This is a genomic window from Rothia sp. 88186D007BW (genome assembly GCF_053544215.1).
Window position 1 is genome coordinate 36,381 of record NZ_JBPPTR010000009.1, and the last position, 22,200, is coordinate 58,580.

The 22,200-nt window shown below is 58.8% G+C and carries 22 protein-coding genes and 2 tRNA genes; 15 read left to right on the forward strand and 9 right to left on the reverse strand.

Annotated elements, in window-relative coordinates:
* Positions 1-46 precede the first annotated feature (46 nt).
* The 3 genes from pstC (at position 47) to pstB (ending at position 2,956) form a co-directional block, all read left to right on the forward strand.
* Positions 47-1,015 (forward strand): phosphate ABC transporter permease subunit PstC, encoded by a 969-nt coding sequence (pstC, locus tag ACEE09_RS06375; protein WP_449083116.1) that lies wholly within the window; start codon positions 47-49, stop codon positions 1,013-1,015.
* Positions 1,015-2,112, forward strand: coding sequence for a phosphate ABC transporter permease PstA (gene pstA, locus ACEE09_RS06380; RefSeq protein WP_449083117.1), 1,098 nt, complete (start codon positions 1,015-1,017; stop codon positions 2,110-2,112). Before pstC ends, pstA begins: the two co-directional genes overlap by 1 nt.
* A gap of 64 nt (positions 2,113-2,176) precedes the next feature.
* The gene (gene pstB / locus ACEE09_RS06385) at positions 2,177-2,956 is read left to right on the forward strand and encodes a phosphate ABC transporter ATP-binding protein PstB (protein WP_449083119.1); all 780 of its coding nucleotides are present in this window, start codon (positions 2,177-2,179) and stop codon (positions 2,954-2,956) included.
* Positions 2,957-3,162: 206 nt separating this feature from the next.
* Here the strand turns inward: pstB and ACEE09_RS06390 are convergent, their stop codons facing one another.
* From ACEE09_RS06390 to ACEE09_RS06410, 5 genes are all read right to left on the reverse strand, one after another.
* Positions 3,163-4,647: a polysaccharide pyruvyl transferase family protein gene (locus ACEE09_RS06390; RefSeq protein WP_449083121.1), complete on the reverse strand. Its 1,485-nt coding sequence runs from the start codon at positions 4,645-4,647 to the stop codon at positions 3,163-3,165.
* Positions 4,648-4,786: 139 nt separating this feature from the next.
* Complete coding sequence (locus ACEE09_RS06395) at positions 4,787-5,797, reverse strand: anion permease (protein WP_449083122.1); 1,011 nt, start codon at positions 5,795-5,797, stop codon at positions 4,787-4,789.
* Complete coding sequence (locus tag ACEE09_RS06400) at positions 5,797-6,414, reverse strand: DUF47 domain-containing protein (RefSeq protein WP_449083124.1); 618 nt, start codon at positions 6,412-6,414, stop codon at positions 5,797-5,799. Before ACEE09_RS06400 ends, ACEE09_RS06395 begins: the two co-directional genes overlap by 1 nt.
* Before the next feature lie 351 nt (positions 6,415-6,765).
* Positions 6,766-7,476: a histone acetyltransferase gene (locus ACEE09_RS06405; RefSeq protein ID WP_449083126.1), complete on the reverse strand. Its 711-nt coding sequence runs from the start codon at positions 7,474-7,476 to the stop codon at positions 6,766-6,768.
* Positions 7,477-7,515: 39 nt separating this feature from the next.
* Positions 7,516-8,268: an ABC transporter permease gene (locus tag ACEE09_RS06410; protein ID WP_449083128.1), complete on the reverse strand. Its 753-nt coding sequence runs from the start codon at positions 8,266-8,268 to the stop codon at positions 7,516-7,518.
* 108 nt (positions 8,269-8,376) lie between these two features.
* On the opposite strand from ACEE09_RS06410, the gene ACEE09_RS06415 reads away from it, so the two are divergent.
* From ACEE09_RS06415 to ACEE09_RS06435, 5 genes are all read left to right on the forward strand, one after another.
* Positions 8,377-8,449, forward strand: a tRNA-Lys gene (locus ACEE09_RS06415).
* Between the two features lie 443 nt (positions 8,450-8,892).
* The gene (locus ACEE09_RS06420) at positions 8,893-9,804 is read left to right on the forward strand and encodes a 3-hydroxyacyl-CoA dehydrogenase NAD-binding domain-containing protein (protein WP_449083129.1); all 912 of its coding nucleotides are present in this window, start codon (positions 8,893-8,895) and stop codon (positions 9,802-9,804) included.
* Positions 9,805-10,061: 257 nt separating this feature from the next.
* Complete coding sequence (locus ACEE09_RS06425; protein ID WP_449083131.1) at positions 10,062-11,267, forward strand: ABC transporter substrate-binding protein; 1,206 nt, start codon at positions 10,062-10,064, stop codon at positions 11,265-11,267.
* Positions 11,257-12,318, forward strand: a complete 1,062-nt coding sequence (locus ACEE09_RS06430) for a FecCD family ABC transporter permease (RefSeq protein WP_449083133.1) — start codon at positions 11,257-11,259, stop codon at positions 12,316-12,318. The genes ACEE09_RS06425 and ACEE09_RS06430 overlap by 11 nt, the downstream gene beginning before the upstream one ends.
* Positions 12,306-13,058, forward strand: a complete 753-nt coding sequence (locus ACEE09_RS06435) for an ABC transporter ATP-binding protein (protein WP_449083135.1) — start codon at positions 12,306-12,308, stop codon at positions 13,056-13,058. Before ACEE09_RS06430 ends, ACEE09_RS06435 begins: the two co-directional genes overlap by 13 nt.
* Positions 13,059-13,134: 76 nt before the next feature.
* On the opposite strand, the gene ACEE09_RS06440 is transcribed toward ACEE09_RS06435, so the two are convergent.
* From ACEE09_RS06440 to ACEE09_RS06450, 3 genes are all read right to left on the reverse strand, one after another.
* A complete protein-coding gene (locus ACEE09_RS06440; protein WP_449083137.1) occupies positions 13,135-13,923 on the reverse strand; it encodes a sulfurtransferase in 789 nt (262 codons plus the stop codon).
* A 150-nt stretch (positions 13,924-14,073) separates the two neighbouring features.
* On the reverse strand, positions 14,074-14,646 hold the full coding sequence (locus tag ACEE09_RS06445; protein WP_449083138.1) for a hypothetical protein: 573 nt from the start codon (positions 14,644-14,646) through the stop codon (positions 14,074-14,076).
* A 30-nt stretch (positions 14,647-14,676) separates the two neighbouring features.
* Positions 14,677-15,393, reverse strand: coding sequence for a hypothetical protein (locus ACEE09_RS06450; protein WP_449083140.1), 717 nt, complete (start codon positions 15,391-15,393; stop codon positions 14,677-14,679).
* Between the two features lie 120 nt (positions 15,394-15,513).
* Here ACEE09_RS06450 and ACEE09_RS06455 point away from each other — a divergent pair, with 120 nt between their 5' ends.
* From ACEE09_RS06455 to ACEE09_RS06480, 6 genes are all read left to right on the forward strand, one after another.
* Positions 15,514-15,810: an asparaginase domain-containing protein gene (locus ACEE09_RS06455; protein WP_449083142.1), complete on the forward strand. Its 297-nt coding sequence runs from the start codon at positions 15,514-15,516 to the stop codon at positions 15,808-15,810.
* Positions 15,811-15,884: 74 nt separating this feature from the next.
* A complete protein-coding gene (locus tag ACEE09_RS06460; protein WP_449083144.1) occupies positions 15,885-16,616 on the forward strand; it encodes a hypothetical protein in 732 nt (243 codons plus the stop codon).
* Between the two features lie 5 nt (positions 16,617-16,621).
* Positions 16,622-18,847, forward strand: a complete 2,226-nt coding sequence (locus ACEE09_RS06465; RefSeq protein ID WP_449083247.1) for a RecQ family ATP-dependent DNA helicase — start codon at positions 16,622-16,624, stop codon at positions 18,845-18,847.
* 18 nt (positions 18,848-18,865) lie between these two features.
* Positions 18,866-19,351, forward strand: coding sequence for a tRNA adenosine(34) deaminase TadA (tadA, locus tag ACEE09_RS06470; protein ID WP_449083146.1), 486 nt, complete (start codon positions 18,866-18,868; stop codon positions 19,349-19,351).
* Positions 19,352-19,460: 109 nt separating this feature from the next.
* Positions 19,461-20,147, forward strand: coding sequence for a TetR/AcrR family transcriptional regulator (locus tag ACEE09_RS06475; protein WP_449083147.1), 687 nt, complete (start codon positions 19,461-19,463; stop codon positions 20,145-20,147).
* Between the two features lie 28 nt (positions 20,148-20,175).
* Positions 20,176-20,266, forward strand: a tRNA-Ser gene (locus ACEE09_RS06480).
* Between the two features lie 393 nt (positions 20,267-20,659).
* Here the strand turns inward: ACEE09_RS06480 and ACEE09_RS06485 are convergent.
* Positions 20,660-21,052, reverse strand: coding sequence for a type II toxin-antitoxin system death-on-curing family toxin (locus tag ACEE09_RS06485; protein WP_449083149.1), 393 nt, complete (start codon positions 21,050-21,052; stop codon positions 20,660-20,662).
* 356 nt (positions 21,053-21,408) lie between these two features.
* Here ACEE09_RS06485 and upp point away from each other — a divergent pair, with 356 nt between their 5' ends.
* Complete coding sequence (gene upp / locus ACEE09_RS06490; protein WP_449083151.1) at positions 21,409-22,047, forward strand: uracil phosphoribosyltransferase; 639 nt, start codon at positions 21,409-21,411, stop codon at positions 22,045-22,047.
* The last annotated feature ends 153 nt before the right edge of the window (positions 22,048-22,200 follow it).

Genomic DNA, 22,200 nt, shown 5'->3' on the forward strand with positions numbered 1-22,200 from the left:
GGTCGCACCTTGATACGCGTCAAAACGACAAAGGTTTCACATTCCCATGTCAACCACAGTAGAACCGCAGTCGGGCACCAGCAGCGTCCGCGCGAAAAACAAAGACCTCCCTCAGGTTGGTAACCCGGCAGCAGACAAAATCTTCTCCGGTGTCTCCCTGGGTGCTGGCGTCCTCATTCTCATTGTCCTGGCAGCTGTCGCAATCTTCCTGGTCGCCCAGGCCATGCCGGTCTTTACCACAGATTCAGCAGATCTTCCCAGCGGTAGCTTCATCCAGTACATTATTCCGCTGACCATCGGCACCCTGATTGCCTCCACCATCGCCCTACTCTTGGCAACGCCCATCGGCATTGGTGTAGCTCTCTTCATCTCCCACTACGCCCCCCGCAACCTGGCTAAGGGCATCGGCTACGTCATCGACCTGCTGGCCGCTATCCCCTCCGTCATCTTCGGTGCCTGGGGCGCCTCAGTACTGGCACCCAAGATTGTGCCCTTCTATGAATGGCTGGCCACCTACCTCGGCTTCATCCCCATCTTTGAAGGCCCCGCCTCACAGACCGGTAAGACCATCTTGACCGCAGGTATCGTCCTGGGCATCATGATTCTGCCCATCATTACCTCCATGTGCCGCGAAATCTTCATCCAGACCCCCGTCTTGCAGGAAGAAGCAGCCCTGGGCCTGGGTGCCACCCGCTGGGAGATGATTCGTATGACCGTCTTCCCCTTCGCCCGCACCGGCATCATCTCAGCAGTCATGCTGGCTCTAGGCCGTGCCCTGGGTGAAACTATGGCAGTGACCTTGGTACTGGCCTCCGGCCCGCTCACTGCCTCTCTCATCCAGTCCGGTAACCAGACGTTCGCCTCAGAAATCGCCCTCAACTTCCCCGAAGCCTACGGCCTGCGCATGTCTGAACTTATCGCAGCTGGTCTGGTACTCTTCGTGATTACCCTCATCGTCAACATCATGGCCCGCATGATCGTGGCCCGCTACAAGGACTTCTCAGGAGCTAACTAATGTCTGTAGCTACCACCTCATCCCGCTTCGCCACCCGCCAGGCCCCCAAATGGCTACCCCTAGCCGTTGGCGCAGGAGCCCTGATTCTTGGTGCTGCTATGAGCGCACTCACTGGCTTCTCCATCGCCACCTTCGCCCTCTTTACAGGCCTCATCTTCGTTATCGCAGGCCCCCTAGCCGTTGCCTCCTTTGAAGGTAAACGCAAGGGTCAGGACGCCTTCGCCCGCTACCTGGTCTACGGCACCTTCCTGGTGGCCCTCATCCCCCTGGTCTCAGTGCTCTACACGGTACTAGCCAAGGGTATTCCCGGCCTATCAGGTAACTTCCTGGGCACCTCCATGAAGGGTGTCACCGGTGTGCACGATAATGCCGCAGCCGCAGGTGAAGGCCCCATCCTTGGCGGTATCTACCACGCCATCATCGGTACCCTAGAAATTACCCTGCTGGCCACCGTCATCTCGGTTCCTATCGGCCTGCTCACCGCCATCTACCTGGTGGAATACGGTCAGGGCAAGTGGCTCTCTAAGGCCATCACCTTCTTCGTAGACGTCATGACAGGTATCCCCTCCATTGTGGCTGGTCTCTTCGCAGCCTCCTTCTTCGCCCTAGTATCAGGAAACCCTATGACCCGTATGGGCCTGGTGGCAGCCGTCGCCCTGTCGGTCCTCATGATTCCTACCGTGGTGCGTAACGCCGAAGAGATGCTGCGTATCGTACCTAACGAGCTGCGCGAAGCCTCCTACGCCCTGGGTGTGCGTAAATGGCGCACCATCATGAAGGTTGTTATCCCCACCGCTATCTCGGGTATCGCCTCAGGTGTCACCCTGGCTATTGCCCGCGTCATCGGTGAGACTGCACCTATTCTGGTCACCGCAGGTTTTGTCACCTCCATCAACTGGAGTGCCTTCAACGGCTGGATGGCCACCCTGCCCACCTACATCTACTACCAGATTATGACGCCCACCAGCCCCACTGCCGCCTCCGTCTCAGAGACTCGCGCCTGGGCTGCTGCGTTGATCCTCATTATTATCGTGATGGTGCTCAACCTTATCGCCCGAACCGTCGCAAAGATCTTCGCTCCCAAGACCGGCCGATAAAACCCTACAGCGCACCAGCTAGCGCACCTACCGGCCACCAAGACTTTTAGAAAAAGGAAACTCCATGTCAAAGCGCATCGACGTTGAAAACCTGAACGTGTACTACGGCGACTTCCTCGCAGTAGAAGACATCTCCATGGAAATCGAACCTCGCACCGTCACCGCCTTCATCGGCCCCTCCGGTTGTGGTAAGTCAACCTTCCTGCGCACCCTTAACCGCATGCACGAGGTAATCCCTGGCGCCCGCGTTGAAGGTAAGGTCCTGCTCGATGGTGAAAACCTCTACGGTAAGGGTGTTGACCCTGTAGTCGTCCGCTCACAGATCGGTATGGTCTTCCAGCGCCCCAACCCCTTTCCCACCATGTCAATTCGTGAGAACGTGCTGGCTGGCGTCAAGCTCAACAACCGTAAAATCTCCCGAACCGAGGCAGATGAGCTGGTTGAGTCATCCCTGCGTGGCGCTAACCTCTGGAACGAGGTCAAGGACCGCCTGGACAAGCCGGGCTCCGGCCTCTCCGGTGGTCAGCAGCAGCGCCTGTGCATCGCCCGCTCTATTGCGGTCAAGCCCGATGTAATCCTCATGGACGAGCCCTGCTCCGCCCTTGACCCCATCTCAACCCTGGCTGTTGAAGACCTCATCAACGAGCTCAAAGAAAACTTCACCGTAGTTATCGTGACCCACAATATGCAGCAGGCAGCCCGCGTCTCAGACAAGACCGCCTTCTTCAACATTGCAGGCACTGGCAAGCCCGGCAAGCTCATTGAGTACGCCCCCACCCAGGAAATCTTCAACAACCCCAGCCAGAAGGCGACCGAAGACTACGTCTCAGGTCGCTTCGGCTAAACCGCTAGCTGCCCGCCTAGGCGGGCGCAACAACTTCCCTCACCCCGTATCTCTGCGGGGGAGGGAACACCATGGGAATGTGTGTGCCGCCCGGCCCCGTACTCCTTTCGCTGCTGGAAAGGACGGGGTCGGGCGGCTTTTGTTGAGACTGCTCTCAGCACCCGGAGCCTAAAGCTGGGCACCGCAGGCAGGTGGCCTCATAGGGGTTATTCGCCGCGCATCTTGCGGCGCACCCAACCGCGTAAGGTCGCGTTTTCTTCAGCCTCAATCAAAGAATCAGCTAGTTCGGCGTTGCGGCGTTCTAGCTCGTCGGCCCGGCTTTGGGCCTGGTCACGTTGGAGTAGCCGCTGGTAGTCCCATGAGAGGGCGCGGTCACTTTCTGCGCTGGCCTGGGCGGCGGCAAGAGAGATCTCGGCAATATCGTCGCGGACGAGCAGGTTGGTAATGTTCCATTCGCCAGTAAAGATGGTGGGGGTGCTTCCCAGTTCGCGGACGGCTGGGGCGGGCTTCCCTGCCCGGTGGAGGAGCAGGTGGGCGACGGCGTCCCACCAGCTGACGGAGAATTCGCGTAGCTGATTGGTTCGTGCTCGTAGGCTTTCAGAGAGTTCGTTGCGTAGCTGAATAACCTCGTGCAGGGCTGCTGCTGGGGCCTCAGAGTTGAGAAGAGCTAGGGGGATGGCGTAGTTTTCAGCCCCGTACTGTTCCATCATGCCGCGTATGCACATGTTGCTGTGAGCATCAGGTAGCAGGGCTATGAAGGGCACACCGGCGGAGAGAGAAAAAACGCCGGGGTGGTAGTGGGTGGAGAAGCCGATGAAGGCTTTGCTGTGCACCTGGGTGGCCATGTCCGCGTGGAGGACCGGTAGCTGGGTGGGGTTAGAGAACATGTGTGAGGCAATCTCGGCGTGGGTAGCCGCATCGCCCTGGTCTGTGAGGGAGCCTCCCAGGTGGGGTAGGAAGACGGTGTGTAGGCCGTAGTTGCGGTGCATGTCATCTAGGAGCTGCCCGATGACCCGGGCTTGCCCTGCGTTGAGGCCTGAGAAGGTGGCGCAAATGTAGCGCTCAGGTAGGTTGGTGGTGGGTTGCCCGAGTAGGGAGTGGCCTTGGGGCTGGTAGAAAGTGGCATCGTCCACCACGAGGTGGGATGTGATAGCCCGTTTAAAGGCCCAGGCGTGTGAGGAGCGTTCCCGCATGCCGATGAGCTGGGCGCAGCTGAGCATATCGTGCAGGATTTTTGTGTCGGCGTCGGTGAGCACCGGCCCTACTGACTGGCTAGAGATTATGAGGGGAATCCCGTGGGTTTTTGCTACTAGGGCGTAGGCGGCGCGTTCGTAGAGAAGGTGCCCGCTTGATGAGTTCATGGTGCCGCCGCCTGCCAAGACGATGCCGTCCATGTCTGCTACCTGACGGACGAAAGTGGTGATCTCTTCACTGGCGGGGTAGCCGACCAGGTGCTGTTTGACCTGATCTAGGAAGATTTCGCGTTCGGCGGGAGGGGCCGGGACGTTGAGAGTCTTGATGTACCCGGTGGCTGTGCCTATGGGGGCTTGGGAGTGCTCGATGGTGCGGGTTGCGATGAAGACTTCGTAGCCGCGGCGGGTGAGCTCGTCGGCGGTGGCGATACCCGTGGCTTCGTCGCCGGTGTGGTACGCAGATTTCCCTAGGTCTGCGAGCACGAGAATGCGAGGCATGATTAGCGGTTTCCTTTCACAAAGCGTTGTGCGCTACGGGGAGTGCGCCCGAGGCGCCGCTCATGTGGGGTGAGTAGCTGGGAGGGGTACGAGGGTTCCTCCTGTACAGTCTAGTCGCACATTGCTGGTGGTGGGAGCGCTATAGCAGGGGTGAGAGCGCCAGGAAGAGGGTTGCTGAGAGTACGAAGCAGATGGGCATGGTAATCAGCCAGGTCAAGATAATGCGCAGCACGATTTTGTAGCGTACCGCAGCGAAGCGCTGGTTGACCCCTGAGCCGAGCACGGCTGAGGCTGCGAGGTGAGAGGAGGAGACGGGGGTATTTAAGAAGAATTGGAGCAGCACCATGGCCAGGGCTGTTGAGCTTTGTGCTACTGCCCCGCGGAAAGGGTCAACTTTGACCATCTGGTGGGCGAAGGTATAGCCGATACGGGAACTTCCTCGGAGGGTGCCAAGACCTAGCACGAGGGCAAGGAAGACAGCTGAGACTATGTAGGTGGCAGGGCCTGCTTCTAGCCCGGCTGCGAGGAGTAGAACAGCGTAGATGACGACGACCCGCTGCCCGGTCTGGATGCCGTGAACCAGGGAGATAAGGGAGTTAGCTAGGGAGAGCACGCTACGGGAGAAGCGGTTGACGGTGGCAGGGTAGGAACGCCGAAATAGGCCGTAGAAGGGGAAGACAGCTGCCCAGGCTACAAGGAAGAGGAGGATAGGTGCCAGGATAAGGGGCACGACGATGAAGGTGGCGAGGGGCTCTGAGAAGGGGTTGAAGGTTCCAAGGCCGGTGGTTTGAGCTGCCCATGCTGCCCCTGCTAGGCCCCCGATGAGGGCGTGGGTGGACGATGAGGGGATGCGGAACCACCAGGTGATAATGCTCCAGCTGATAGCTGTGATGAGGGCGGTAAAGATGAGCCCTAGGCCGGTCTGGTTTGGGGGTACGGTCAGCCAGTGGGTGGTGACTGACCCGAGCATGATACCGGTTGTCGCCATCCCGATGGTGTTGAAGAGGGCGCTGGTGCGGAGGGCTATTTTGGGGGTGAGGGCCCGGGTTTTAACGGGTATTGCGGTGGCGTTGGGGGCGTCGTGAAAGCCGGTGACGAAGGTGAAGGCAATCAGGGCTAGGCAGCTGAGGGTAAAGAGGGTGAGGGTCACTAGGATTCCTGCACGATGATGCGGCCAATTTCGGTGGCGACGGTGCGCATTGCTTCTGAGGCTTCTATGAGCTTGTGCACGAACCGGGTGGTTTGTAGGTAGCGGGTTTGCTTGTAGCGGTCTTGAATGTCTGCGTCGTATTCTTCGGCCATGCGCACCGCTTGTTTGGTGATGCGTATCAGGGTGATCCAGTAGTCGTCGAGGTCGCGGAGGGTGCTGAGTTTGGGGATGGTTTCGGTGGTGAGCAGGGCTTGGCGTTGGATGATGTCGAGCACGGTGGCTGCCTTGGGTGAGAACCGTACAATGTGGTAGAGGTGCAGGATGTTAGCTGCTGAGGTGAGTTTTTCTACCACGTTGTTGAGCGAGACGGCTAGGGTGTAGATGTCTTCGCGGGGGATGGGGGTTGAGAAGGAGCTGCGCACCGCGGTCATGGTGGTGTGTAGCATGTCGAGGCTTGTTGCTTCGTGGGTGAGGGCGCGTTCGAGGAGTTCGGGGTAGCGTTCTTCTGGGGCACCGACCATTTCTGAGAGTAGGGCGGCTGCCCCTGTGACCTGTTCTGAGAGTGCAGCGAGGGCGGTCAGTGAGGTGTTTTCGTGGGGGAACATGCGTTGGAGCATGGGCCAGCTCTCCTGTGTGTGGTCGATCGGTCAGGTGCTGATGTTATGGTACCGTGCCAAGGTTAACGAGCTGACGCCCCTGGCCTCTTCCGGGGTGGACGCAGAAGCCGGGCTACCTGCCTCGTGGAAAGGGAGGCGGCGCCCGGCGTCTAGCGGTATGAAGTTTAGCGATGTCAGGCTGGGAGCGCCTCTCGGCGGAAGGCCGCTCGAAGCGGCTAAAGATTTGGAGCCCGGGGCTACCTATTAGCAGCCTGACATCTTGGTATCCATCATTCTCTTCTTCGTCAGTGGTGTCAACCCCCATCGTTGACCCCAAGAATTTTGCTTGTCGGGCAGGTGGGTGCGCGGCTGCTAGTCCAGGGTTCCTGCCCGCCAGTTGAGGGCTGCTTCTTCGAGTTCCCGGGCGGTACCGGTTAGTTTGCGGGCTGCTGACCGCAGGCGGGCGGCCCGCACCGCCGCCTCATCGCGCACCTCGGCGGAGGGGGAGTAGGTGCTGGTGGCTTCATGAGGGGGCCCGCCGCGTGGTGAGACGGTCTGGCCGTGCCGCAGTTCTAGGGCGACGTCGTCCTGACCTAGTGCCAGCACCCGGCAGAAAGCCGCAAAGCGGTTGAGGGCAACATCAAAATCGCCGGTGTAGGCCCCAGCAAGGATGGCATCAACGGTGGCACAAATTTCGTTGGCTGTGGGTGGGGAGGGCACCCCGGCTAGGGCCTGGGCCAGGTAGCTAGAGTGCATGCCACGCTCATAGTAGTGGCTCATGAGCTGAGAGTTAGCGCGAATCACCCCGCGCAGGGCGTAGATACGCCAAAGAGCCCCAGCGATGGTGACCGCTGCGGCCCTCGACCAGAGCTCTGCTACTGCTTCGATACCGAACTCATCGGTGTAGTGAACTAGGCGTTTAGTGACTGAGGGGTCTTCGTTGGCGCGTCCGCGCGAGAGCAGGGCACGGGCGGACGCCTGGGCGGCAGTAGCTAGGTCTTCTGGGCTACCTGCCCCCTGGTAGCGTTCAAACTTTTCGGTGGAGAGGCGGACGGGGCGGTGAAAGCGGGTCTCAGAGGGCATGCCTACCAGTGTAGATCTGCTAGGGGAGAAAGGGGAAGACTATGTGGTCAGGGGTAAAACCCGGGTGCGGGTGACGATGCTGGTGAGTATGAGAGCTGAGATGGTGCCGGCAAGGGTTTGGCCTGCCAGTACGGCGACTTGGAGCTGGGCTGCGAGTAGGGGTGAGGCCCCACCCATGAGAGCCCCAACGAAGGTTCCAGGCAGGGTGACCAGACCGGTGGCACGAGTCTGGTCAAGGCCGGGGGTGAGGGCTTCTGTGATTGCGGCTTTGGTGATGTCACGAAAGGCTACTGGGGCTGTGGCCCCTAAGGCTAGCCAGCCTTCAATTTCGCCTTGCCGGGCGGTGGCAAGGGCGGTGAAATTGCGGGCTGTGAGGGTGGTGATAGCCATGGTGCCGCCGATGACGATACCGGCAACAGCCACCAGATTTTGGGTGGAGTAGGGCACTAGCCCCAGGAGGAAGATGAGAGCAACAGAGATCAGCGGCCCAGTGATGATGGCCAGGGTGGTGGCTACTAGCCCATGATGGAGCTGCCTACTGTGCTTACCTGAGGTGGCGGTTGCGGTGGTAAGCATGAGGGCGATAAAGAGCACCAGGGCCCAAGGGGCCGCCAGGATGCCTTGTAGCAGAAGAGCAATCACGGCAAGTTGCAGGCAGGCCCGCACGGTAGCGATGTAGGGTTGCCAGCGTAGTCGGATCTTGTGCGCAATCAGGAGGGCTGTGGTGAGGCCAAGGAAGAGCAGCAGGGCTGCGATGTAGCTGGCCAGGGGGTTGTGCAGAAGATCGCTCACACAGTTATTACAGCACGGTAGCGGCGCGGACGCCCGCCACGGCTCGGGTTTTTGCAGGTTTGGGCTGGGAGAGTGTATAGTGGGAGACGCTGAGTTTACTCAGTGGATGCGCCTTTAGCTCAGTTGGTAGAGCATCGGACTTTTAATCCGTGGGTCGTGGGTTCGAGCCCCACAGGGCGCACATCTTCATCAGATGCACCCCGTTCCGGCGATGCCGGGGCGGGGTTTTCTGCATCTAGGCGGCAGAGGTGGGCGCCCCGTCCGCTTCTCTCTTATTATCGAGCGTGCGTCTTATCGCTGAGAGTGCACCTGCCAACTGCACGCTCAGCGATAAGACGCACGCTCGTTCTTGTCTAGGGGCAGGTGCTGCCCCAAAGCGCTCCCAAGAACCCGCCGCCTGTAACCCCCACTTTGAGCGGTCTAGTAGCCTCTCTATTTCTTAACCGGACGCAACCCGACCCGCCGGGTCCTCTGCACTCCATTGGGCCCAGGAGCCGTCATAGTCTGTGTTCGATGGTGCCCGACACGCTTCTTAATATTTTCCTTGTAAAGTTTCCCTTTCGGGATAAGTGGGTGTAATGTTTATTACATCAATGAAATGTAACTTCGAAGGAGAAGATGACCATGTCACGCGAATTCAAGACCGTAGCTGTTCTGGGCACCGGCGTCCTGGGCTCACAAATCATCATGCAGGCAGCCTGGCACGGCAAGAAGGTATTTGCCTACGATCCCTTCCCCGAAGCCCTCGAAAAACTAACCGACCGCTGGACCTGGATCCGTCAGGGCTACGAACAGGATCTTCCCGACTACACCCCCGAAAAGTTCGACGAAGCCATCGCCCGCATCGTCCCCACCAGTGACCTCAAAGAAGCGGTCGGCGACGTTGATATCGTCATCGAGGCTGTGCCTGAAAACCTCGACCTCAAGCGCGAAACCTGGGCTAAGGTCGGTGAACTTGCTGATGAGCGCACCCTGCTTGCCACCAACACCTCGTCCCTACTACCCTCTGACTTTGCAGACGCCAGTGGCCACACCGACCGCTTCCTGGCTATCCACTACGCCAACCGCGTCTGGATCCGCAACACCGCAGAGATTATGGGCACCGCCAAGACCGATGAAGAGAACATCAAGGACGCCATCCGCTACGCCGAAGAAACCGGCATGGTTCCCGTCTATGTCCGCAAGGAACAGCCCGGCTACCTGCTGAACTCCCTGCTCATTCCCTGGCTCGATGCCGGTGCAAAGCTCTACGTCAATGGTGTAGGCACCCCCGAGGAAATCGATAAGGCATGGACTATCGCCACCGGTACCAAATCCGGGCCCTTCGCCGCCTACGACACTGTGGGCTTCAACGTCGCCTCCCATATCGCTTCAGCGAGTGAGGACGCTACCGTGCGCGAGTTCGGTGCCAAGCTCAAGGAAGCTCTCGACGCTGGCTTCAGCGGTGTTGCCGACCGCAAGGGTTTCTACCTCTACGATGAGGATGGCAACATCACCGGCACCAATGACTACTGGACCGAAAACTTCGGTAAGTAGCGTTACCGTTCAACCGGGTGCAGACCGGCCGGGGCCTCTGTACCCCATTCGGCCCAGGAGCCGTCATAGACAGCCAGCTCGGTATAACCCGGAACGATCCCTGCTCTTGCATATCGCCGGGGTTTCTGTGCATTAGTTTCAGGTTTCCCCACACACAGGAAGACCTAAGATAGACCTTATTAAATTATTTGGTAAGGCTAACCTAATTAAGCTATGGTGGTGGTGCTCCTCATTCAACTACTCAGAAAGCACCCCCAATGAGCCCTCGCACAGGAACCCTACGGCGAATCGCCGCAACCACCTGCCTCATGCTTCTTGGTAGCACCTTCGCCTCATGTGCTGCCCCCTCAACACCCAGCAAGAACGCAGACGACACCACCGCTGCCGTCAGCTTCACCGATATCACCGGCCGCACCGTCGCCCTCGACAAGCAACCAGAACGAATCATCCTAGGAGAAGGCCGCTCTGTCTTCGCCACCGGCATCCTCAACAAAGAGCAACCACTCGACAAAGTCGTAGCCATCGGTAGCGACCTCAAATCCAACGTGCCCGATTACATGACCGAACTTGAAAAAGTTAACCCCGAGGTCAAAGACCTCCCCGAAATCGGCGGGTTCACCAAGGGCGACGTCGCTGTGGAAAACCTCATCAGCCTCCAACCAGACATCATTCTGCTCTCCCTTGACCAATACCAGGCCAGCGAAAAAACCGGTCTCATTGAGAAAATGGAAGAGTCCAACCTCACCTTCGCGGTCACAGACTTCCGCGCCAAACCCCTAGAAAACACCACCCGCTCCATGGACATCTTCGGTGAAGTCTTCGACCATGAGAAAGAAGCCCAAGACTTCAACAAAGAGTGGCAAGAAACCGTTGACCTAGTCAAAAGCCGCAGCGCTCAAATAGCGGACTCCGACAAGCCCACCACCTTCGTATGGCGCGCCGCTGCCTTAAGCGACTGCTGCCAATCATGGAACGACTCCAACATCTCCCAACTAGTTAACGTCGCCGCAGGAACCAACATCGGTGATGCTGTTATCGACGGCGAATCAGGGGCCCTCACCCCAGAAAAAGTTATCGAACAGAACCCTAACATCATCATCGCTACCGGCGGTGACTGGTCTGAGAAACGCAACAAAGAAGGCAACCCCGTCGGCTACGCAGCCCTAGGGTACCGCATCAGCGAAACAGAGGCACAAGAGAGCATCAACAAGCTCTACCAAGAACAAGCCGGCTTCGACACCCTCACCGCAGTAAAAACAGGCAACGTGCACGGCCTATGGCACCAGTTCTATAACTCCCCCTTCAACTACCTCGCCCTCCTGCAAATTGCATCTTGGATGCACCCTGAAGCATACGCAGACATCGACGTGAACACCCAGTGGATGCAAGCCCAAGAAAAATACTCCCCTGTCACCGGTGAAGGAACCTTCTTCAGCACCTCAATAGCACCCCATGAACAATAAATCTGCTGTCACCCAGCTAGCTACAGCCCACCGAAGACTCGTTACCAAACGACTTGCTCTTATCGCCGGTCTATGGGGCATAGCCCTAATTGCCTTCATCACCAGCAATATGGTCGGGGCAATCCCCCTCTCAGCAGGAGAAGTCATCAGGGGTCTCTTTCACCCCGCTGACCTCTCGCCGCAAACATATACCGTTGTGTGGGAATTGCGCCTACCCATGGCAGTCATGGCCGTCCTCATCGGTGCGTCCCTGTCGCTAGCTGGGGCTCAGATGCAGACTATTCTCAATAACCCCCTTGCAGAGCCTTTTACTCTAGGAGTCTCTGCAGGGGCCGCCTTCGGCGGAGCCGCAGCAATCGTCCTTAACTGGCAGATCCTCACTCACCCCCAACTTAACCTGGCTCTTATCGCCTGGCTCTCCGCCTTCCTTGCTACCACCGTCATTGTTGTAGCTGCGATTCTGCGCGGGGCACAAGCCGAAATAATGGTGCTCCTAGGCATCGGTCTAGTCTTCTTCTTCCAGGCCATGCTGGCACTTATCCAATACCAGGCCAGCACCGAAGCACTCTCACAAATCGTTTTCTGGTCACTAGGGTCAATGACGAGAGCTAACTGGGCAGCCAACGCCATCATGGCAGCGGTACTCGCCCTCTGCCTACCTCTCCTGCTTTCCCTTTCCTGGAAACTCACAGCCTTACGTATGGGCGAGGACCGTGCCGCAGCTATGGGCGTCAATACCTCCCGCCTGCGGGTGGGGGTGCTCATCATTGTCTCCCTACTAGCAGCAACCACAGTTGCTTTCGCCGGAATCATTGGATTTATCGGCCTGGTAGGCCCCCACATTGCTCGCATGCTGGTAGGGGAGGACCAACGGTATTTCATTCCCGCCTCAATGGCATCGGGAGTGGCCTTGATGTCGTGCGCCCACACCGTGAGCCTACTGGTTAAACCGGGAGTAACTATCCCCATCGGCATCGTGACCGCCCTCATCGGGGTGCCCTTCTTCATCACTATTGTTATGACCAGGAGGCGCTCGCTATGGAGCTCATAGTTGAGGGCCTATGTGCTGGCTACGGCAAACACCGTATTTTAGATAGCCTGACGCTAGCTCCACTCACTGGAGGCAAACTTGTTGGTGTCTTGGGCCCTAATGCTTCTGGGAAGACAACCCTGGTCAAAACGCTGGCCGGAATTCACAAGAAGCAAGATGGGGTTATCTATCTTAAGGACGAAAACGACCGGGGTATCGGGTATGTTCCGCAGGGCCTACCTCATACAGCTGCGCTACGGGCCTTTGAGACTGTCCTCATCGCCGCGCGACGAGAAGGGCTGGCAGACCCCATCGACCATACGGCAACCGTGATGAACGAGCTGGGGCTAGCTGGGTTTGCCCAAAAGTATCTCTCAGAGCTATCTGGTGGGCAGCGTCAGCTTGTAGCTATCGCCCAGATGATGGTGGGCTCTCCTGCCCTCATGCTTTTGGACGAGCCGACCTCCGCCCTTGATGTGCACCACCAGATTTTTATCTTGGAGCAGGTACGCGCAAAAGCTCAGGCAGAGCAGAGCCTCGGTGTGGTCGTGCTGCACGATATTAATCTTGCTGCCCGGATGTGCGATGAGCTAATCGTGCTACACAAGGGCCGGATGCTGGCCCAGGGCAGCCCCTTAGAGGTGCTGACCCCACAGATTATAGATACTGTCTATCAGGTGGAGGCTGAGGTGCTGGTGCACCAGGGCTTGCCCCTGGTTATCCCCCAGGGCCTAGGGCCTACCAAGAACCCTGGCCTATAACCCTAGCGCTGGGGGAGCAGCCTCTCTATTTCTCAACCGGACGTAGACCGGCCGGGTCCTCTGCACCCCATTCGGCTCAGGAACCGTCATAGACAGCCAGCTCGGTATAACCCGAAACGTAGGCGGCCAGGGCAGTAATGCAGGCGGTTACACCGGAGCCGCACGAGAAAATCAGGGTTTCGGCATCTCCTGCCACCTGGTCAACAGCGGCCTTGATCTCTTCAGGGGCGCGGAAACGTCCTTGCTCATCGAGTAGGGACGTAAAGGGCAGATTGACTGAACCGGGGATATGCCCTGCCCGCAGGCCCGGGCGGGGCTCGGGGGCGGTGCCGGCAAAACGCTCGGCGCTACGGGCATCAATGACGGCGGCGTCCTGCCGCTCAGCAAAAGCCTTGGTAGTCAGGGCGTCCACAAAGAGGCCACGGTCTTCTGCCGCAAAAGAGCCGGGGGTGAAGGGGCCCTCGTTGAGGGGGAGCTGGTTGAAACCGGCTGACTCCCAGGCAGGTAAGCCCCCGTCGAGTACAGCGACGTTATCGTGCCCCATGGCCACAAACATGAACCAGCCGCGGGCTGCAGAGAACATGCCCTGGCGGTCATAGACTACGATGGCGGCGTCCTTACTGATACCTAGGGCGCGCACCTTGGCTTCAAAGTCTTCGGCACTGAGCATGGTATGCACACCCTCGGGGGCGCTGAATTGGCCGTCAATATCAAAACGGCGGGCGCCCGGTATGCCGGTGCTAGCCCCGGCAAAGTCGCCCACAGAGGCATCTAGAATAACCAGGTTGGGGGCGGCGATATTGGTAGCTAGCCATTGGGCTCCTACGATGGGGAAGCTCAGGGTAAGCGCAGAGTTTTCGGGCATGATTAGCCTTTCACAGAAGGTCGGTTACCTTCCCTATGCTACGACCTAGTCCTTCCCTGGCGAAAGGCTGCGCCCCGGCGTCCTTCTACCCCATGGGTAAGGACGCCGGGGCGCAACGAACCGAGAACGGTGACTTTGGGGCTAGATGGCTTAGAAAATGCCGCTTGCCTTGCGGCCGGTGTCGGTCAGGGTAATTTTGCGGGAGTCACGGTTCTGGTCGTTACCGGTTGAGGTGTCACCGGCGATGCGACCTACCTGGGTGACGGTGACGTAATTGTAGAGGCGGCCCTCTGAGGTGAGGCCGTCACCGAAGTTGAGGTTAGCGACAAGCTGGGTTTCACCGGCCTTGATGGGGTTAGCCAGGGTGACCAGGAAGCTACGGGTTGAGGTTGCAGCGTCAAAGCCCAGGTCGCGGGTGTAAGCACCGTTAAACCAGCCGGGAGTGATGAGGCGGTCAACGCCGGTGGGGCCCGAGGCCGTTTTCACGTCGATGCGGAAGGAGACGACGGGGAAGTCGCCGTAGTAGCGCTCAGCACCCACGTTCTTGAGGCGTAGAGCAACCAGACCAGCGTAACCTTCAGCCTTCCAGGAAGAGACGGTGAGGACGGGCTCGAGGTCGTAGGCGGGTGTGGCGGCCCGGGCTGCGGTTGAGGCAAAGGCCAGGGAGGCGGTGCCCAGAGCTAGGGAGATGAGGGCGGTGCGACGGGTGATAGCAGTCTGCATGGTTGTACTTTCTCTCAAAGACAGGTCGGTTTAGTAGGAGTCAGCGGGGTTGTTGTAGAGCTTGACGGTGACCTGGTTTTTGATAGGAACATTGGCGCGCCAGGCAACGGGGTTGGACCAGGTACCGTTGAGCATGCAGTACTGCTGGGTTCCGGTCATGGCGATGGTGCGGAAGCCGTAGGTGGCTTCGCCGGTGTAGCCTGCGGGTACTTCGTAGGGGCCGATGGTCTGGCCGACGCTCCAAGACAGGGAGTAGGAGGCGTCCCCGCCTACGGTCTTGGCAATGGAGTAGGCGATGCCTGCGTTGATGCTGCCCTTGTCCAGGTTCTGGGTGCCGCCTAGATTAACTGAGGTTGTTTGGGTTTGGGAGCCGTTGACGGTCATGGTGACGGTCTGGGTCTTGGAGAGGTTTTGGGTTAGGCTGACCGGGGCTGAGGTCTTGTTGGTGGTTGAGATGGTGCCGACGGGGGTGAAGTTGTCGGTGACCTTGTAGACCACGGTGCGGTAGTCTTCCCAAGCGTTGCAGACGGGGCGAGCGTTGAGGATATTGGCCTTGATGGAATCGTTCTTGTGGTAGGTCTCCACGATGGGCAGAGTGGCGTTGAGGGCGGGGGCCTCGGGGTAAGTGTTGATGATGGTGCCCTTGCCAGTGTCGGTGCTTTCGGCGGCTGTGGCAGGTACGGACGCCATAGAGAGGGCTAGTGCAGCTGCTGAGAGGGTTGCTGCTACTTTGGGTGAGAGCTTCATGTTTTGCTCCTAGTGGTAGGGGTGTTTTGGGTGAGCTAAACGCTCACGTTTTATTCTAAAAAAGTGGTGTGGCATATTTCTAGTTACACTGAAGTGTTAAATTTGACGTGTAAGGAAGCTATGCCTATCAAGAATGTAGAAACTGTTACCGTTCTGGCCACTGGCGGCACTGACACTATGCCCGAGACAGCCCGTTACCTTGAGGCTCAGGCTCGCCTGGGGGAGAAGGTTGTGGTGCTGACCGGGGCTATGCAGCCTGCTTCTATGCGTCAGTCTGATGCCATTTTTAACCTGGGTGCGGCGGTGGCTGCTCTCAATTTGCTTCAACCTGGCGTCTATATCTCTATGCGCGGACGCGTCTTCCCGGCCTCAGCTGTTAGGAAAGATCGGGCGCGTGGCATCTTCCTGAGCGCGTAAACTCTGGTGAGCAGGGCCACCGGCCGGTAGGCTTAAAGCAAGCATTAGGTAACTACTGACCAGGAGGACTCACCGTGAGCCAGCACCCCGGTAACGACACCCCCACCGGCAACTATCAGCCCCAGCAGCCCCCGGCTTACCCCAACCAGGCTCAGCCTCCGGCCTACTCGGCAACCCAGCCTGGCTACTACAGCCAGCAGGGAGCGTATGCGGGTTACGCCCAGGCCTACGGGCAGGGACTACCTGAACATATGGACGCCCCTGAGCGCCCTCAGGCCCTGAAGACCGCTAGCCTCATCATGTACATCATGATTGGTCTGGGTCTTTTGGGCTCTATTCTTACTGCTATTTTCTACCAGGAGATTCAGCAGGCATCAACGAATGGGATTCTTTCCGTCTTTGGCAATATGGTTTCCCCTGAAGAGCGCGCAGCTATGGAAGCGGAGATGAACATCAACACGGAGCCCAGTATCATGGCTGCTGGAATCATTGTGAGCCTGGTCTGGGGGCTTATCTGGTCTGCTCTGCTGGTCTTCTTCACCATCATGATGAACAAGGGGCGCAACTGGGCCCGTATCGTCCTCACCATTGTTGCCAGCTTCCAGATACTTGGTTTGCTCCTGGGCCTGCTTTCTCTCTTCTTCTACTTCCACTGGAGCAATCTGACCGGCCTTATCGCCGGTGCCCTGGCCATCGTTTTCCTCATCTTTGTCTGGAAGAGCCCCGTCTCTGCCTACATGCGTGAGACCAAGATCTACCAGCAGTGGAAGCAGCAGCAGGCCTACCTGGGTACGACCCAGGGCTAACGGAAGTGCCCTCACCCCACCGAACTCACCCGGTTGCCGGTGGCCTCCGCCCAGCTACAAACCTGCGGACAGAGGCCACCGAGCTGCTGGGGCGGCTTACTGGTAGCACCGCTGCCACCTTTCACCCTGGCCAGTTCGAAGCTATTGAAGCTCTGGTGCAAGAACGCCGCCGGGCCCTAGTTATCCAGCGCACCGGCTGGGGCAAATCAGCGGTCTACTTCCTCTCCGCCCTGCTCCTGCGCCAGCGGGGTAGCGGCCCTGCCCTGATTGTCTCGCCCCTACTGGCTCTCATGCGCGACCAGGTGCAGGCTGCTACCCGTGCCGGGGTGCGGGCAGCGATGGTTAACTCCTCGAACGTGACTGAGTGGGATGCTGTGCGCACCCAGCTAGCAGCCGGTGAACTCGATGTTTTGCTGGTGGGCCCTGAGCGGCTCAATAACCCTTCTTTCCGGGCTGAATGGCTCCCTGAACTGGTGGCTACCTGCGGGCTGCTGGTGATTGACGAGGCCCACTGTATCTCGGATTGGGGCCACGACTTCCGCCCCGACTACCGCCGTATTCGTGACCTCATCGCAGCCCTACCCACCGGCGTCCCCGTGCTAGCTACTACCGCAACCGCTAACGAGCGGGTAGTGCAGGACGTCGCCGAACAGCTTGGCACTCACAGACAAGCAGCAGAGGGGCAGGGCCTAGCTGATGATGTTTTTATTCTGCGCGGGCCGCTCTCACGAGATTCATTACGCCTGGGTGTTCTGGCTCTACCAACGGCCAGCGACCGCCTGGGCTGGCTGTCCACCCACCTAGGCGACCTGCCAGGCTCTGGCATTGTTTATACCTTGACCGTTTCGGCGGCTGAAGATACAGCCACCGCCCTACGCGCAGCAGGCTATGAGGTACTGGCCTACACCGGTAAAACTGACCCCGATGAACGCCGAGAAGCCGAGAGCGCTCTTAAAGAAAACCGGGTCAAGGCCCTGATTGCTACCAGCGCCCTAGGGATGGGCTTTGATAAGCCCGACCTGGGGTTTGTGGTGCACCTGGGTGCCCCATCGAGTGCTGTGGCTTACTACCAGCAGGTAGGCCGAGCCGGGCGCGGCGCCGTTAAAGCTGACGTGCTTTTGCTTCCCGGTAGTGAAGATGCAGAAATCTGGGATTACTTTGCCACCGCCTCCATGCCCACCGAAGAGAACACCAGCGCCGTCCTAGCTGCCCTTAGCCAAGCAACCGCCACGGGGCAAGAGCTGAGCCTGCCTGCCCTTGAGGCCCGGGTCGATGTTAAACGCTCATCTCTTGACCTACTCCTTAAAGTTCTAGCTGTCGAGGGTGCGGTAGAACGCGGTGCCCGCGGCTGGGTAGCAACCGGTGCCCCCTGGGCCTACGATGCACCGCGCTACGCCCGGGTGCGCCAGGCCCGTGAACAGGAACAGGCTGCCATGCTGGCTTACCAGCACACCGACATCTGCCGCATGGTCTTCCTCGCCCGCGAACTAGATGACCATACCGCCGGCCCCTGCGGCATCTGCGACGTGTGCGCCGGCCCCTGGTACCCTACCGGCTTCAACCCTGCCCTGATAGAGCAAGCAGAATCTGCCCTCACCCGAGTGGGTGTGCCCATCGAACCGCGCGGCATGTGGCCTACCGGCCTTAACCAGCTAGCACCCCAAGCCACCCACGAGGTAACTGGCAAGCCCCTGCGCGGCAAAATTGCCGAAGCTGAACGAGCTAGCACCGGCCGGGCGCTGGCCCGCCTAACTGACCTGGGCTGGGGCAACCGTCTGCGTGAGATTTTTGTCCCCGGCCCCGATGGGCAGCCTGTGGACGGGCCGGTGCCAGCCGACCTGGGCCGGGCCAGCTTACAGGTGCTGGCCGAATGGGATTGGGAGCAGCGCCCTACTGCTGTGATTGGTTTGCCGTCGCCGGTGCGTCCGCAGCTGGTCTCATCGCTGGCCCGCGGTATCGCCTCAGCCGGGCGCCTGGTCGATTTAGGTGACTTTGAGGTAAAGGACGCCCCCGCCCACTTTGGTGGTAACAGTGTCTTTCGTTGTGCAGGGGTACTGGGGGCCTACAGTCTGCCCCCGGCGGCTGCTGACTACCTGGCCTCTAACCCGGGGCCGGTGCTGGTTGTTACCGATAGAATTGATTCTCGCTGGTCTACGACCGTTCTTGCCCGTATTCTGCGCGCAGCCGGTGCGACGAGCGTCCTGCCTTATGCCCTGGCCCTTACTCACTAAACATACGCTGAAGGAACCATGCCCCGCTCACCTTTGCCTGACCGTCCTCGTAATCTGAACCATGAGGCCTTGATGCGTCAGGCTATTGACCAGGCAAAATTGGCTTTGGCAAGTGGTGATGTTCCTATTGGTGCGCTTGTGGTGGATGCTGCTGGTCAGGTGATTGGGTGCGGCTATAACCGGCGGGAGGCGGACGCTGACCCCACCGCCCATGCGGAGGTTATCGCTATCCGCCAGGCCGCTGAGCATCTGGGGAGCTGGCGGTTGGAGGGCTGCACCCTGGTTGTTACCCTAGAACCCTGTTTGATGTGTGCTGGTGCGATTCTGCTGGCCCGTCTGCCTAGAGTGGTGATGGGGGCCTGGGAGGAGAAAACTGGTGCGGCCGGTAGTGTCTATGATGTTTTGCGTGATCGTAAGGTCAATCATTGGGTGGAGGTGTATTCCGGGGTGCTTGAGGGTGAATGTGCAGAGCTTCTGACTACTTTCTTTAGAAAACAACGCTAAGGGGTGGGAAGATGCCCTGAAACGCCCTACAGAAAGCCGCGTCTCCGCCCTCTCATCCTGTATCTTTGAAAAAGGAATAGTATTTTTTCAAATAAGGTAAGGGGTAGATGTGACCAAACAAGAGATAGAAGCGGTCGTCTACGCCCACCAGGCACCGGTAGTTGAAGCCAACTCGCGCCGCCCCGGACGCACCAACAAAACCCAGCTCAAACTCTTCCAAGCAGCCATGGACATCATGAGCGCAGATGGCCCCACCGCCACCACCGTGGAAGACATCGCAGAGCGCGCCGGAGTTTCAAAAGGCACGGTTTACTATAACTTCGGGTCAAAGAAGACCATGATAGACCAGCTCCTCCAATACGGGGCCAAGCTCCTGCTAGCGGAAATGACGCAGGCAAGCCAACACGAGGACCCCCGCGAAGCTCTACAAAGTGCCCTGCGCGTCGCCAATATCTACCTGGGTGAGCACCCCGGATTCGCCCGGCTCTGGATCTCTGAGCTCTGGCGGTCAGGGGAGCAGAGGTCACCTACTACCGATCTAATTCGCGCCGATATTATGCGTTTTATTCGTAAACTCATCAGTAATCTAAGTAGCCGCTATACGGTGCGAACTGATTATTCAATTGAGGGTGTCTCCGTCATTATTTTTGGTGCTGTTTTTATGCTCTCTATGGATAAAACCCGCCACGGGGCCGAGCGCACCTCTGATGAAGGAGCCAGACTAGCGATGCTCACCATCGACGGCTATATTCAAGGCACAGTTCCTTCTACGCACCTGACGAGGTTGAGCGGTTAGGGTATCTAGGGTAAGATTTCCAGAGTTTGGTGACGTGTCCGAGCGGCCGAAGGTGCAACACTCGAAATGTTGTGTACGGTAACCCCGTACCGAGGGTTCAAATCCCTCCGTCACCGCCAGTAAGAAAAACCCGTTTCCCCTAGTGAAAGCTAGGTGGGGCGGGTTTTTTCGTGCCCGAAAAAGGTTGCTTGACAAAAATCTGACAAAAAATGTTGAGCAAGTCGGCACTAAGGCGGGCTTCGGGTGCCCCTGCTGCGGGCCGGGCTTCGAGGTGCTGGTCGAGGGCTGGGCGGGTGTCAGCGAGCGCGGGCCGGGTGCTCGAGATTGGGGCGGACGCGGATAAATGGCGGGGCGGTTGGCCGGTGGCGGTGCCTGATACTGCTGGGCCTACGGGGTCAGTGGACGGCTACGGGGCGCGGGTGGCCGGTGGGGCCTGCTGGCTGGTGGTGCTCATAGTTCCCAGATTAACAGGGTCAGCACGGACGAGTGGGGGGGGGCGGGCACAGGCTGGACTAGGGCTGTGAGCTGTGGGGTGTCGCCCACTGTTCGAGCTGCTGGGCTATCTGCTCAAAGGTCAGTGAGTGCTCTGCTACCTGAACAACAAACTGTGCTTGCTCGTTATCTTCAAGCACCTCTAGGGGGAGAATATCCCAGTCATTCAGATACATGAACAGGACGGTGCAGGTGTAGGCGGTGCGCTTGTTGCCGTCCGTAAAAGGGTGATTCTGTACCAGCGCCTCTAGGAGGGCTGCGGCTTTGTTGAAGATACCGGGGTAAAGTTCGTGCCCTGCGTAGCTGGTGGCAGGGCGGGCTAGGGCGCTTTCTAGCAGGTGCTCCCCACCGGGTTTGAGGTGCTGGCCCGGTGCTAGGCGGGCGTGTACTGCTAGGGCTTCAGATAGGGCCACATATCGCATAGGGGGGGCGGGTGGGTGCGCTACTGGGTAGCCAGGATAGCGTTTACTCCCTCTAGGCGGTCGAGGACGGTTTCTAGCGCGTTCTGGAAGTCCTGGGTGGTGGCTGTGGTTTGGTGAGCGGTTGTGGTCATGGGGGCGCTCCTTTCGCTGTTGGTCTGCTGGTGTGGGTTAAGCCTAGCGTTAAGGGCGGGGCGGTGGCTAGGTGCTGGTGGTGTGTCTGCGAGCGCTCGCATACGGTTGGGGGTCTGCTGCTCTGCTCGTTGCGGTGGTGTTGGTGACTGGTCGAGGGCTGGGGTAGCTGTGGGCCGGTGGGGCTTGGGTCTGCGGGCCGGTGGTAGTTTTTAAGTATGCGTATTAAAGTTCTAGACCACCCCCTGGTAGACCACAAAATCACTGTTCTTCGCGATGAGACCACTCCGTCCCCGATTTTCCGCCAACTTGTTGATGAGCTGGTGACGCTATTAGCCTACGAAGCTACCCGTGATATTCGTGTAGAGCCACGCGAGGTCAAGACCCCTGTTGCAACTACTATGGGGTCGCACCTTGCGAGCCCCCGCCCCCTGATTGTGCCGATTCTGCGCGCTGGGCTGGGCATGCTAGAAGGTATGACCCGCCTGATTCCTACCGCAGAAGTAGGTTTCTTGGGTATGGCCCGCAATGAAGAAACCCTGGATATCGTCACTTATGCGGAGCGTCTGCCTGCAGACCTGACGGGCCGTCAGGTGTTTGTGCTTGACCCTATGCTGGCTACCGGTGGCACTCTGATTGAGGCGATTAAGTTCCTGCGCGCTCGCGGGGCTGAGCAGGTGACCTGCCTGTGCCTGTTGGGTGCCCCTGAGGGTATCGAGGCTCTTGAGAAGGGTCTTGAGGGCTTTGAGGATGTTGATCTTTTCTTGGCGGCTCAGGATGAGCGTTTGAATGATAAGGCCTATATTGTGCCTGGTTTGGGTGATGCTGGGGATCGCCTTTACGGGGTGGCTGAGTAGCGCCTTGTTGTGCTGTGCAGGGGGTGGCTTTCCTGTGGGTAAGCTGCCTCCCTTTCTTGTGGGGCGGACGAGTGTGTTTGGGGTGGTCTTTGACGGGAAAAATATTGCATGGTGAGATTTTTTCACTAGAGGGTATTGACAAATAATTTTTAG

Coding starts and splice junctions, on each gene's coding strand:
- ACEE09_RS06450 (WP_449083140.1), bottom strand. CDS start 15,393: ATGAAGCTCTCACCCAAAGTAGCAGCAACCCTCTCAGCAGCTGCACTA.
- pstC (WP_449083116.1), top strand. CDS start 47: ATGTCAACCACAGTAGAACCGCAGTCGGGCACCAGCAGCGTCCGCGCG.
- pstB (WP_449083119.1), top strand. CDS start 2,177: ATGTCAAAGCGCATCGACGTTGAAAACCTGAACGTGTACTACGGCGAC.
- ACEE09_RS06430 (WP_449083133.1), top strand. CDS start 11,257: ATGAACAATAAATCTGCTGTCACCCAGCTAGCTACAGCCCACCGAAGA.
- ACEE09_RS06455 (WP_449083142.1), top strand. CDS start 15,514: ATGCCTATCAAGAATGTAGAAACTGTTACCGTTCTGGCCACTGGCGGC.
- ACEE09_RS06425 (WP_449083131.1), top strand. CDS start 10,062: ATGAGCCCTCGCACAGGAACCCTACGGCGAATCGCCGCAACCACCTGC.
- ACEE09_RS06420 (WP_449083129.1), top strand. CDS start 8,893: ATGTCACGCGAATTCAAGACCGTAGCTGTTCTGGGCACCGGCGTCCTG.
- ACEE09_RS06390 (WP_449083121.1), bottom strand. CDS start 4,647: ATGCCTCGCATTCTCGTGCTCGCAGACCTAGGGAAATCTGCGTACCAC.
- ACEE09_RS06445 (WP_449083138.1), bottom strand. CDS start 14,646: ATGCAGACTGCTATCACCCGTCGCACCGCCCTCATCTCCCTAGCTCTG.
- upp (WP_449083151.1), top strand. CDS start 21,409: ATGCGTATTAAAGTTCTAGACCACCCCCTGGTAGACCACAAAATCACT.
- ACEE09_RS06440 (WP_449083137.1), bottom strand. CDS start 13,923: ATGCCCGAAAACTCTGCGCTTACCCTGAGCTTCCCCATCGTAGGAGCC.
- pstA (WP_449083117.1), top strand. CDS start 1,015: ATGTCTGTAGCTACCACCTCATCCCGCTTCGCCACCCGCCAGGCCCCC.
- tadA (WP_449083146.1), top strand. CDS start 18,866: ATGCCCCGCTCACCTTTGCCTGACCGTCCTCGTAATCTGAACCATGAG.
- ACEE09_RS06400 (WP_449083124.1), bottom strand. CDS start 6,414: ATGCTCCAACGCATGTTCCCCCACGAAAACACCTCACTGACCGCCCTC.
- ACEE09_RS06405 (WP_449083126.1), bottom strand. CDS start 7,476: ATGCCCTCTGAGACCCGCTTTCACCGCCCCGTCCGCCTCTCCACCGAA.
- ACEE09_RS06435 (WP_449083135.1), top strand. CDS start 12,306: ATGGAGCTCATAGTTGAGGGCCTATGTGCTGGCTACGGCAAACACCGT.